General features: G+C 68.4%; 9 protein-coding genes and 1 riboswitch. Of the genes, 6 read left to right on the forward strand and 3 right to left on the reverse strand.

Annotation, left to right across the window (positions count from 1 at the left end):
- The first annotated feature begins 79 nt into the window (after positions 1 to 79).
- The 6 genes from PW843_08610 to thiC all read left to right on the forward strand — a co-directional run bounded on the left by PW843_08610 (position 80) and on the right by thiC (position 7,334).
- Positions 80 to 517, forward strand: a complete 438-nt coding sequence (locus tag PW843_08610; protein MDE1146670.1) for a TIGR01244 family sulfur transferase — start codon at positions 80 to 82, stop codon at positions 515 to 517.
- A 37-nt stretch (positions 518 to 554) separates the two neighbouring features.
- Entirely contained in the window at positions 555 to 863 is a 309-nt protein-coding gene (locus PW843_08615) for a hypothetical protein (GenBank protein ID MDE1146671.1), read from the forward strand.
- A gap of 768 nt (positions 864 to 1,631) precedes the next feature.
- Positions 1,632 to 2,249: a hypothetical protein gene (locus PW843_08620; protein ID MDE1146672.1), complete on the forward strand. Its 618-nt coding sequence runs from the start codon at positions 1,632 to 1,634 to the stop codon at positions 2,247 to 2,249.
- Positions 2,250 to 2,334: 85 nt separating this feature from the next.
- Positions 2,335 to 3,705, forward strand: a complete 1,371-nt coding sequence (locus tag PW843_08625) for a lysozyme inhibitor LprI family protein (protein MDE1146673.1) — start codon at positions 2,335 to 2,337, stop codon at positions 3,703 to 3,705.
- Between the two features lie 53 nt (positions 3,706 to 3,758).
- Entirely contained in the window at positions 3,759 to 5,126 is a 1,368-nt protein-coding gene (locus tag PW843_08630; protein ID MDE1146674.1) for a lysozyme inhibitor LprI family protein, read from the forward strand.
- A gap of 67 nt (positions 5,127 to 5,193) precedes the next feature.
- Positions 5,194 to 5,304, forward strand: a riboswitch (TPP riboswitch).
- A gap of 167 nt (positions 5,305 to 5,471) precedes the next feature.
- Positions 5,472 to 7,334: a phosphomethylpyrimidine synthase ThiC gene (thiC, locus tag PW843_08635; protein MDE1146675.1), complete on the forward strand. Its 1,863-nt coding sequence runs from the start codon at positions 5,472 to 5,474 to the stop codon at positions 7,332 to 7,334.
- Positions 7,335 to 7,369: 35 nt separating this feature from the next.
- On the opposite strand, the gene PW843_08640 is transcribed toward thiC, so the two are convergent.
- From PW843_08640 to PW843_08650, 3 genes are read right to left on the reverse strand one after another with little or no spacing between them, the layout of a single operon-like run.
- Entirely contained in the window at positions 7,370 to 8,551 is a 1,182-nt protein-coding gene (locus PW843_08640) for a glycoside hydrolase family 99-like domain-containing protein (protein MDE1146676.1), read from the reverse strand.
- Between the two features lie 33 nt (positions 8,552 to 8,584).
- A complete protein-coding gene (locus tag PW843_08645; GenBank protein MDE1146677.1) occupies positions 8,585 to 10,054 on the reverse strand; it encodes a glycosyltransferase family 9 protein in 1,470 nt (489 codons plus the stop codon).
- A gap of 28 nt (positions 10,055 to 10,082) precedes the next feature.
- Positions 10,083 to 11,603, reverse strand: a complete 1,521-nt coding sequence (locus PW843_08650; GenBank protein MDE1146678.1) for a hypothetical protein — start codon at positions 11,601 to 11,603, stop codon at positions 10,083 to 10,085.
- Between the last annotated feature and the right edge of the window lie 31 nt (positions 11,604 to 11,634).

Genomic DNA, 11,634 nt, shown 5'->3' on the forward strand with positions numbered 1-11,634 from the left:
CGGGCGGGGGATGGAGGTAGCTTCACCCGACATTCCCGCCCGGATCCCCTCGGGCGTCCTTGACCGGAGCCCGCAGCCCATGCTGAACCCCCGCCCGCTGACCGACACGCTGAGCGTCTCCCCGCAGATTGAGGAGGCGGACATCGCCCAGGCCAAGGCCCTGGGCTTCCGCACCATCATCAACAACCGCCCCGACGGGGAAGAGCCGGGCCAGCTGACCCACACCCGTGCCGCCGAACTGGCCAAGGAAGCGGGCCTGGAATATCTGTACCTGCCGGTCAATAACATGAACCTGGGGCCGCAGACCGCCGCCGCCTTCGCCGAGGCGCTGGACGCCCTGCCCGGCCCGGTCCTGGCCCACTGCCGCTCCGGCACCCGTTGCACCATCCTGTGGTCGCTGGGTGCGGCGTCCAAGGGCACCCCGGTGGGTGAGATCATCGAGGCCGCCGGCCGCCAGGGTTATGACCTGTCGCCTTACGCCCATGCCCTGGACGGCCTGGCACGCGGCCAGGGCTGAACCGATTCCCCTTCAACATTCACATCGCAGAATGCCCATGACCCGTACCCGCTTGGCGCTGGCCGCCCTTCTGGCCGCCCTGCCGCTGATGACCGCCACCGTGGCGCCTGCGATGGCCGAAGGTGCCGCCTGCACCCGCCCCGACCGCCCCAAGCTGCCCCCCGGCAAGAAGACCACGGGGCCGGACATGGAGACGGCGCAAAAGAAGGTGGCCGACTACACCGCCAAGCAGACCGCCTACCTGAAGTGCCTGGACAAGGCCAAGAGCGACGCCATGACCGAGCACAAGGCGTTGATCGAGGAATGGAACGGCGTCATCGACGCCTACAAGAAGAACCCGGGCTGAGGTTCCCACAGCACCCCGATCCCGCCATGCCCCCTTGGTGGCGCGCCCGCCGCGCCCTGACCGTGTCCACGTTGGCCCTGATCAGCGTCTCGGCGTTCGCCGCCGGCGTGGCCCGTGCCGGCGCCGACTGCGCCGCCCTGCCCAAGCGGACGGAGCGGATGATCTGCGCCAACCCGGCACTGGCGGCCGAGGATGCGGAGATCGCCCGGCTGTACCGGCTGGCCCTGGCCAAGGCGGGCCGGCGGGGCCCCATCGTCGCGGCCGAACAGGCGCGGTGGCTGGCAACGCGCGACCGGCTGTGCGGCGACCTGGCGCCGGCGGATGACGAACGGGCGCGCACCTGCCTGGCACGCACCCTGCCGCTGCGCCGGGCCGCCCTGGCCGTGCAGGCGGCCAAGCCGGCGCAAGACTTCTGTGATCGGGCCGCCGCCACGCTAGGGGCCGCGCGCGGCATCGACGGTGCCCCGCCGGCCAGCGACCTGGATGAACAGTTGATCGCCGCCGGGCTGCTGACCCCGGCGACGGAAGAGGACCTGACCGAGGATTGGCGCCAGCGCCTGCCGGCCGAGGCCACGCAGGACGCCGGCGACCAGATGGCGGTGGTTCCCTTCGGCCATCATCACGTGGCGGTGACATCGCTGGACGACGGCGCCTCATGCACGAACTTTCAGCGTCCATTGGCTGGACACGGCCGGCAACGGCGGCCCCGCCCTGCCGGCGCCGGAGGCGCGGTCCGAACGGAACGCCGCCTATTGCTGGTCGGAGACGGTGGGCTTCGGCACGGACGCCATCGGCGCGCCCGTCTTCTTCGCCCAGGATTCCGGCCCAACCCGGCCCATGGCCCGGCCCGACCGCCCGAACATCCGCATCCGGCCCGTCCTGGGCGACCGCTGGGGCCGCACCTGCCGTATCGACGCAACCTATCAGACGGTCTTCCGGCTGGGCGATGGCCGCTGCGCCGCCGACGCAGCCACCTGCCAGGCGGTGACCGCGAACGCACCGCGCTGGGCCGCCGCGCTGGCGGCCAGCCCCTGGTCCACCGGCGCCGACCACCCGCCCGGCCGCCCCGACTATCCGGCACTGGACGGCCTGGCCCCGCATTCGGGGCCGGTCCAGGACTTTCCCCTGAAGATCCCCAGCCTGGATGGCTGGACCTATACGGGCCTGCCCTTCTTCGAGGAGGAGGCGCCCTTGCAGGATTGGCAAAGCCCCGGCGGCCCGCTGGTCCTGCGGCTGTCGCCCGGCATGGTGAACTGGCAGCCCGGCCCCATGATCCTGGGCGTCTGGCGTCGGGAGGGCGACGCGCTGACCCCGGTGGCCGCCTACGCCATCAACCAAATAAGGGTGGGGACGCCGGCGGTGACGGCAAGCCAGGGCAAGCCCTGACGCCCCACCATCAACAGCCTGTGGCATTGTTGACAAGAATGCTTAATTCTGGCGCGCCCCGTCCCCACATCGGTTGCCTGCCGCCGTGAATCACCTCCCTTTCCTGATCACCGCCGTCTCGCTCCTTTCCGTCACGGCGCAAGCGGCCACCCCAGGCCCTAGCTTCGACTGTGCCGCCGCCAACAGGCCGGCAGAGAAAGCAATCTGCGCCGACGCCAAGCTTGCGGCCCTGGATGCGGAAATCGCTGCCCTCTACAAGACGGCACAGGCCAAGGCCGGCCCGGCGGCCGAAGCGCTGAAAATCGAACAGCGGCGGTGGCTGCAAGGTCGGGACGGCCTGTTCGTCCAGGACGGGCGGGTCCTGGATACCCAGGGACAGATCGGGGTGGCCAAGAACAGTTTGCCCGGTTGGCTGACCGCCCGCCGCGCCGCCCTGTCCGTGCTGGCATCCCAAAAGGCACCGCTGCCGATCTGTGAACGGGTCGCGGCTACTTTCCGCATCCTGCGCAACGCCAACGGCGGCATTCCGGACGGCACGCTGGAGGACCGATTGCGGACGGCCGGCCTCCTTTTCGAGCCCGCGCCTGAAAAGCCCTTATCGACCGGGCAAGTGGCGCAGATGTTCCGTATGGCCCGCGAACTGCGCGATGAGATTGGAAGTGACGATGGCCACGTGGATGTGATTGGCAAAAACTATGCCATCGCGCAGATTTACGTCACGGGCAAGGCCTCGGAGGCTTGCACCAACTTCATCGTCTTCCAGCGTGGGGCGGATGGCGGGTTGCAAGCCCTGCCCCTGCCGGACGGAACCGAGGACGGCTTCTGTGACTACGGCCTGCACGACAACGGCTTTGACATGCTCACCCTGGCAGGGGACGCCGCCAACCATCCAGCCCTGGTCACGTGGAACAAAGAAAGCCTGAGCATCCGCCAAGCCGAAGGCGCGCAATGGGGCGACACCTGCGACATCGACGTCACCTACGCCAAAGATTATTCCCTGACGATATCCGCCTGCGACGTGGATGAGGCCAGTTGCCAGGCTCTGAAGAAGCATGCCGTGGAATGGTCCCGCATCTTCGGCGAACCGGAACCCGATACCCCGGGTCCCGGCCCAGGCCATCGCTTCCCCGGTTTGGAGGCCACGGCCATCCAGGTGGACGAAACGATGATGCACAATCCGGTCCTGAATGCCTTTCCCAGCCTGGAAGGCTGGTCCTATTCCCAGGTGGAGGGCGGGCCCCATTATCTATGGCGGGGCCCCAAAGAGGCACTGGTGGTCGGCATCAGCGCCCTTACCACTTCCCACGGCGATCCGATTGATGATTTGCTGATCAGCGTCTGGCGCCAGGCGGGCGAAAAGTGGGTGCCCGCAGCCGCCCTCATCACCAGTCCCGAGGATGTCGGCGCACCCACGGTAAAGGCCGCCGTAACCCCGGCCCAGATGCTTAAGCCTTAGGCTTGCTCGGCAGCCTTCCTCGATATCACTTTAACCGCTTGGAACGCTTGACCGTGCCCCGCTTCCCCCCCTCGCTCGCCGCCGTACCCCTGTTGCTGTGGGCCAGTGGGCCCCATGCCCGAACACCGACCCCCAGCTTCGACTGTGCGGCGGCAACCAAGCCGGCGGAGAAGGTCATCTGCGCCGATCCCAAGCTGGCCGCCCTGGATGCGGACATCGCGCAACTCTACCGGCAGGCGCTGGCCAAAGCCGGCCCGAATGCGGAGGCCATCAAGGCCGAACAGCGCCGGTGGCTGGCCTATCGCAACCTTTCCTGCGGCGCGGTCCAGGGCCCGCCGCCGCCGGACGATAGTGCGCGGGGGGAGGTTCAGTCTTGTTTGGCAAAGGTCTTGCCCTTCCGCCGGGCCGCCCTGTCCGTCCTGGCGGACGGCACGCCGTTCACCCCCTTCTGCCAACGGGTGGCCAATACCCTGAGCGCCGTGCGCATGCCCGACGGCATCGTGCCGAAGAGCGGCCTGGACGACCAGGCGATCAAAGCCGGCTTGGTGCACGCCACCACCGATGACCAGGAATTGACCCCGGCCTGGAACCACCGCTTGGCAACCTACCTGGAGGAGATGATCAACGGCCAGGTCGACCTACGCCGCTTCGGAACGCCACCCGCCTACATGGTGCTGTCGACTGTGGGTGGTTCCATGAGTTGCCAGCGCTTCACGTGGTTCAAACTGAACGGTCCGGACGTCGTGGTTCCCCTACCCCCGCCCGAAGAGGCCGACGAAAGCACCTATTGCTTGAGCGCCGGTGCCCTGTCCACCAGTGCCACGGCCGGCGAAATCAGCACGGGCGTCACCGGCACCGCCGCCTTCATCGTAGGCGAGAACGAGATCACCGCCGCCACCTTGCGCACCCGCAGCCTGGTGAACGGCGCATGGGCTGACACCTGCCAGGTCTCGGCCGGTTACCGCACGGCCTATCAGGTGACGGAAGGGGGATGCACCGCCGACACCGCCACTTGCGAGGCCCTGAAGGGACAACTGGCCGGTTGGGCCACGACGGTGGAGAACAGTGGCTGGAGCAAGCAAGCCAGTGCGAAGGACGCGCACAAGACCTTCCCATCCCTTCCCGGCATCACGACCGGCGACCTTCCCCCTGCCAACAGCCTGAACGTGGCGCCGGAGATAGCGGGATGGCGGGCCAGTTGGCCCCAGTTCATCGACGAAGCCCCGCTGCTTACCTGGCGTGGCCCCGGCCGGCCCCTGACCCTGCGCCTGTCCCACGGCACCCTGGGCTGGCGGGAGGACAGCACTTATATCCTGGGCGCCTGGCAGGACGCCGGGGGCAAGCTGACACCCGTCGCCGGCTATGTCATTGCCCTGAAACGAACGGCCGTGAATACGATCCAAGTCACGCCGCGCCCCTGAACGCGTGGCCCAACCATTCATTTCCCCGCCCCATTGACAGGGCCCGCCGGCCCTGCGCATGCTGCGGCCTTCGTTCCAGGGGTGCGCCGGAGGGCGCTGAGATCCGCGGGTTGACGCGGGGACCCTTTGAACCTGATCCGGATCGTACCGGCGTAGGGATGGGAACAGGGGCCTTCGCGTATCCGCCGCATGCGGAATCCACACGCGTATCCGCCCCGAAGGGCCGCAGCCGCAGCGGCCGACCCCCATCTCCTCCGCCGTTGCCCCGGGTTGGCGACATGTGACGTGCCGAACGCATCCCCCGAGGCCGGAGAGCCTCCGCGTTCGGACTACGGAGGAGCCCCCATGCCCGATACCCCCCTGAACCCCGCCGCCATTCCGGATGCCGACGGCTTCACCGTCACCACCGGCCCCCTGCCCGCGTCCCGCAAGGTGCACGTGGCCGGCACCGTCCATCCCGATATCCGGGTGGCGATGCGCGAGATCGACCTGAGCCCCAGCGCCAATGAGCCGGCGGTGCGCGTCTACGATCCGTCCGGCCCCTATACCGATCCCACCGTCACCACCGACATCCGCCTGGGCCTGACGGACCTGCGCCGCGGCTGGATCGAGGCGAGGGGCGATGTGGAACGGTACGAAGGGCGCACCGTCAAGGCGGTGGATAACGGCCTCAAGGAAGGTGAGACCAGCCCCGTGCCGGTGTTCGACCGCGCCGGCCGCGCGCCCTTGCGCGCCAAGGACGGCACCAAGGCGGTGACGCAGCTGGCCTACGCCCGCGCCGGCATCGTCACGCCGGAGATGGAATACGTCGCCATCCGCGAAAACCTGGGCCGCCAGGCGCTGAAGGAACAGCTGGAGCGCGACGGCGAAAGTTTCGGGGCCGCCATCCCGGACTTCGTGACGCCGGAGTTCGTGCGGGATGAGATCGCGCGCGGCCGCGCCATCATCCCCAACAACATCAACCACCCGGAAACGGAGCCGATGGCCATCGGCCGCAACTTCCTGGTCAAGATCAACGCCAACATCGGCAATTCGGCCGTCACCTCCTCCGTCGCGCAGGAGGTGGACAAGCTGGTGTGGTCCATCCGCTGGGGCGCCGACACGGTCATGGACCTGTCCACCGGCCGCAACATCCACACCATCCGCGAATGGATCATCCGCAACAGCCCCGTCCCCATCGGCACCGTTCCCATCTATCAGGCGTTGGAGAAGGTGAACGGCAAGGCGGAGGATCTGAACTGGGAGGTGTTCCGCGACACCCTGATCGAGCAGTGCGAGCAGGGTGTGGACTATTTCACCATCCACGCCGGCGTGCGCCTGGCCCACATCCCGCTGACCGCCAAACGCGTCACCGGCATCGTCTCCCGTGGTGGTTCCATCATGGCCAAGTGGTGCCTGGCGCATCACCAGGAGAACTTCCTCTACACCCGGTTCAATGAGATCTGCGAGATCATGAAGGCCTACGACGTGGCCTTCTCACTCGGGGACGGCCTGCGCCCCGGCAGCATCGCCGATGCCAACGACGCCGCCCAGTTCGCCGAGCTGAAGACCCTGGGCGAGCTGACGCAGATCGCCTGGAAGCATGACGTGCAGGTGATGATCGAGGGCCCGGGCCATGTGCCCATGCACAAGATCAAGGAGAACATGGACCTGCAGCTGAAGTGGTGCGGCGAGGCGCCGTTCTACACCCTCGGGCCGCTGACCACCGACATTGCGCCCGGCTATGACCACATCACCAGCGCCATCGGGGCGGCGCAGATCGGCTGGTTCGGTACCGCCATGCTGTGCTACGTCACGCCCAAGGAGCATCTGGGCCTGCCCGACCGCGACGACGTGAAGGTGGGTGTCGTGACCTACAAGATCGCGGCGCACGCGGCCGACCTGGCCAAGGGCCACCCCGCCGCCCGCCTGCGCGACGACGCGCTGAGCCGCGCCCGGTTCGAATTCCGCTGGCGCGACCAGTTCAACCTGTCGCTGGACCCGGACACGGCGGAGAAGTTCCACGACCAGACCCTACCGGCGGATGGCGCCAAGCTGGCGCACTTCTGCAGCATGTGCGGGCCGAAGTTCTGTTCCATGAAGATCAGCCAGGAAGTGCGCGATCTGGCCGGCGTGGAGGGGGCGTTCGACGAGGCCGAACAGGGCATGGCCGAGATGTCGGAAACATTCCGCGCCCAGGGGGCGGAGATTTACCACACGCCTGCCTGAAGGCGACGGAGCGGGGGCCGGCGACCACCGGCCCCCTAATCCCCCGCCTTGGTGGGTGTTATGGGCAATTCCCCCTCGATCCGGTTGCACAGCGCCCGGATCGTCTCCAGATCGACAGCTTCGGAAAGCGTCGGCTCCCCCACGCGGGTGCGGGCGACATAACCGCCCTGGCGCACGGCGTTCGATGTCTCGTCCAGCACCACGGTGCCGAACTGACTGGTGGGTTCGATCTGGCTGCGCTGGCCCCAGTGGTTCCAACTGTCAATGAAGACCAGCCGCTCGCCCTCCGGGAAATGCCGGGCGACGTAGGCCACGCAGCCCGCCAGGAAGCGGCGGTAATAAGTGGCCGAGGCGCTGGCCAGCAAGGTGCCCCCCCCTTGGGGATGTTCCGTCCAATTGGCAAAGTCCGGCATGACGCGCGGCAGGACCTTGCCCCGGCTTGGCCGGCCGATCATGCGGCTGTTCACGAACTGGGTGTAGGTCATGAGGGTGTCGTCGAACATGCCGCCGTCGGCCTGGCCCGCCTCCGCCTGCAGGAAGGTGTAGCCGGTCAGCAGGTCCGCCGGCTTGCATGACGCCCACTGCGCCGGGTTGGGGTCCAGCAGTGCGTCAAAGCCCGCGTCCAACAGGCCGCCTTTGGCCTCCGCCGCCGTCGCCACCAGGTAGAGCCCGCCGATACCGGCGGTCGATGCGGCCTCACGCAACAGTGCCACCGTACGGGCGGGACGCGGCAGGCGGTAGGGGTCATTGACCACCAGAACCGCCCGGCCGTCGGCCAGCACATGGCCGAAGCCGGTGATGGCGTCCATCAGGGCCGCCACCGTCACACTTTGCGCCGCCTCATCCTGCCCCGCCACGCCATCGGTGTAGGGATTCCAGCGGAAGGCCACACCGAAATCCTCGTCACACCAGGCATCCAGGCACTCCGCCCCCGTGACATAGCGGTCGCCATGACGGTGGCAGTCCAGGACGAAGCCGCCGATGCCGGCAGCCCGCGCCACCGCCACCACCCGGCCGACCGACCGGGCATCGGCCAGGTCATAGCGGCCCAGGGCCTTGGACGGCTGCAGCAGTGGGCTGTGGTGACGCCGGAGCGGATGGATGCCCAGGATGCGATCCCAATTATCGACGCGGCCGCCAGCCTCCCACAACTCGCCGGACGACTGGAAACGGGCGTCAAAGAAGGCCAGGACGCGGATGTTCAGGGGCGGGATCATCTTCGGATTCCTAACGATATCGGACATCGACCATCATGCCACCGCCGCCAGGCCATAGGCCTCAAGCGCCAGGTCCATGATGGCCGCCACCAGGTCGGCCGGGTGGGGAAAGTTGCCGCATTCCGGCGCCTGGGTCAGGGGGCAGACCTTGTAGCCGCCGCACGGGCCGCAGGGCAGCAATGGTACGGGCAGGCGATAGCCGGGACGCCGGGCAGCGTCGGAATGGCCGGGGAAGGTCGGGCCGAAGACCGCCACCGTGGGATGGCCCAGGACCTGGCTGGCGAAATGCAGCGGGAAGCTGTCCACGCTGACGACGACATGGTGGTCCGCGATCAGCGCGGACAGGCGTTCCGTGCTGCCGCCCTTGGCCACCTGGGCGCCGGCCGTGTCGCCCTCCGGCGCCTCCAGCACGGTGACCTGGCAGCCCAGTTCCAGCAGCGCGCGGGTCAGCACCCGGCGCTGCTGGTCGGGATAGGTCTTCAACGGCCAGCCGCCCGTCAACTGCATCAGCACCCGCAGGGGCTGGGCCGGCCGTGCACAGCGGCTGCTGACCACCGGCGCACGCCGGTACAGCGTGTCCTCGAACCGGGCGACGGGATCGCCCAGGGCGAAGCGCGCCTGGTCCACCAGGTTGAAGGGCATGCGGGTATAGGATTTGGAGAAGCGGCAATAGACCTGGAAGGTGCCGGCCCGCACGGCCGGATCCAGGCGCGCCAGGCTGTTGATGAAATAGCGCCCGTCCGACATGTCGCCGTTGCGCGAGACAGGCGGCATGTCCAATGCGATGGGGTCCAGCCGGTTGCCGCAATCGTGGAAGATGTCCAGGTAATCGCGGCACACCACCTGGCGCTCGAACGCCAACGCCCCCTTGGGCACCAGGCGGGAGGCCAGGCTGAAAAACAGCACGTCGCCGGCATGGTTGGGGTGGTGGGCGGCGAACGGCAGCGTCCGCCAGTCGCCCGGCCGCGCCCGGATCAGCCGCACGGCCTCGGTGCATTGCGCCAGCCACGCCTCCAGATTGTCATCCAGGATATAGCCCTGGCCGGTGATCTTGGGCAACGGCAGCACGGATTTCAGCGGCCCTTTGCGACGGGGCACCACCTGGCCGGTCAGTACCGACAGCAGCTGAGCGTCGGCCGCCGCATGAGCCGCAGACAGCAGGCAAAGGAAGCGGCCCAGGCCCTGGTCGAACAGGCTGCGGGGCAGGACGTAGGCGACGGGGAAGGTCCGTTCATCCGTCACCACGCTGGGGCATTTAAGGGTGCCGCCCCCTTGCAACATGGGCAACAGGCGGTTGCCACGCACGGCCACCAGGGGGTTGCTGATCACCACGGCATCGGCGCCGGGCGCCAGCGCCAGGGTGCGGCGCGCCACTTCCCACACATAGCGGCCGGGGGGGGCGGTGGCGCTGTCCAACATGTCGAAATGCGACAGCGTGCCCTGGGAAAAGCGGAAGTCGAACGCCTCCACCTTGCCTTTGGTGATCGCCACGCTGCCCAGCATCGTCCCGCTTCCTCAATCCAGCCAGTCGTCAGGCGGCGTTTTCGCGGAGGGCCGCCGCCGGCAGCTGGCCGTAGGCCTCCAGCGCCAGATCCAGGATGGCCCCGATCAGGTCCGCCGGCCGCGGCTGGTTGGTGCATTCGCGGATCATCAGCAGCGGGCAATAGTCCAGGCAGCCGCAGGGCGCGCAAGGCAGGATGGGGGCAGGCAGGCGGTAGCCGGGGCCCCGAGGCGCGTCGGAATTGCCGGGCGCGGTGCAGCCGAAGATGGCCACGGTGGGATGGCCCAGGACCTGGCTGGCGAAGTGCAACGGGAAGCTGTCGACGCTGAGGAAGACATGATGGTCATCCAGCAGGGCCTTCAAGGCGCCAGTGCTGCCGGCGGTCACCACCGTGGCCCCATCCTCCGCCGCGTCGGGCATGTCGATCACAGTGACCTCCGCCCCCAGGTCGGCCAGGGCGCGGATCAGGACGCGCCGGTCCCGGGCGGGATAGGTCTTCAGATCCCAGCCGCCGCTCAACTGCATCAGGACGCGCAAGGGGGCGCCGGCCGATGGCGCCGGCAGCCCCGGACGATGCGCCGGCCGCGGCAGCCCGGTGCCCGCTTGCGCCCGGCCATGCAGCGTTTCGCCGAACGTCGCCACCGGATCGCCCAGGCTGAACCGCGCATGGTCGATCAGGTTGAAGGGGGACCAGGAATAGGCCTTGGAATAGCGGCAATGGACGATGAACGTCCCCTCCGCCACGCCGGGCGGCAGGTGCGCCAGGCTGTCGATGAAATAGGTGCCGTCCCCCACGCCCGTGTTGCGGGGGGCGGGCGGGATATCCAGCACGATGGGTTCCAGCCGGTTGCCGCAATCCTGGAAGATGTCCAGGTAGGCCGCGCACACCACCTGCTTCTGGAAAATCAGGTGCTCGTCCGGCACCAGGCACGAGGCCAGGCTGAAGAACAGCACGTCGCCGGCATGGTTGGGGTGATGAGCGGCGAAGGGCAGGTCGCGCCAATCGGGCCGTGCGCGTATCAGCTTGATGGCGTTGACGCACTGGACCATCCAGGCCTGAAGGTTGTCGCCAAAGGCGAAACCCTGGGGCGTGCCTTCCGGCAGGGTGCCGATGGCGCGCAGGCTGCTGCGCCGGCGCGCCACCAGGCGCCCGCCGGTCAGCAGCGCCAGGAGTTGCGCGTCCGCTGCCGAGCGATTGACCGACAGCAGGCAGAGGAAGCGGCCCAGCCCCTCGTCGAACAGGGCGCGGGGCAGCACGTATCCGATGGGGAACGTGCCCTCGTCCATCAGCACGGCGGGGCATTGCACCGGGCCATCGTCGCGCAGCAGTGCCGCCAGGCGGCTGCCGCGGATGGGCAGGATGGGGTTGCTGACCACCACCACCTCGGCATCCGGGGCGGCGGCCAGGACACGGCGCCCCACCTCCCACACATAGCGGCCGGGGGGGCAGGTGGCGGAATCCAGGATGTCGTTGGGGCCCAGCAGGCCCGTGGACAGCCGGAAATCAAAGGATGTCAGGCGTCCGCCCGTGATCGCCAATCCGCTCAGCATCGCCGCCCCCAGCTCACGCAAATAGATTCAA

The sequence above is a fragment of the Azospirillaceae bacterium genome, from assembly GCA_028283825.1.
Taxonomy (GTDB): domain Bacteria; phylum Pseudomonadota; class Alphaproteobacteria; order Azospirillales; family Azospirillaceae; genus Nitrospirillum.

Bases quoted from the DNA above. Each gene is read 5' to 3' on its own strand.
- PW843_08610 (MDE1146670.1), top strand. From the start codon at position 80: ATGCTGAACCCCCGCCCGCTGACCGACACGCTGAGCGTCTCCCCGCAG.
- PW843_08615 (MDE1146671.1), top strand. From the start codon at position 555: ATGACCCGTACCCGCTTGGCGCTGGCCGCCCTTCTGGCCGCCCTGCCG.
- thiC (MDE1146675.1), top strand. From the start codon at position 5,472: ATGCCCGATACCCCCCTGAACCCCGCCGCCATTCCGGATGCCGACGGC.
- PW843_08640 (MDE1146676.1), bottom strand. From the start codon at position 8,551: ATGATCCCGCCCCTGAACATCCGCGTCCTGGCCTTCTTTGACGCCCGT.
- PW843_08645 (MDE1146677.1), bottom strand. From the start codon at position 10,054: ATGCTGGGCAGCGTGGCGATCACCAAAGGCAAGGTGGAGGCGTTCGAC.
- PW843_08650 (MDE1146678.1), bottom strand. From the start codon at position 11,603: ATGCTGAGCGGATTGGCGATCACGGGCGGACGCCTGACATCCTTTGAT.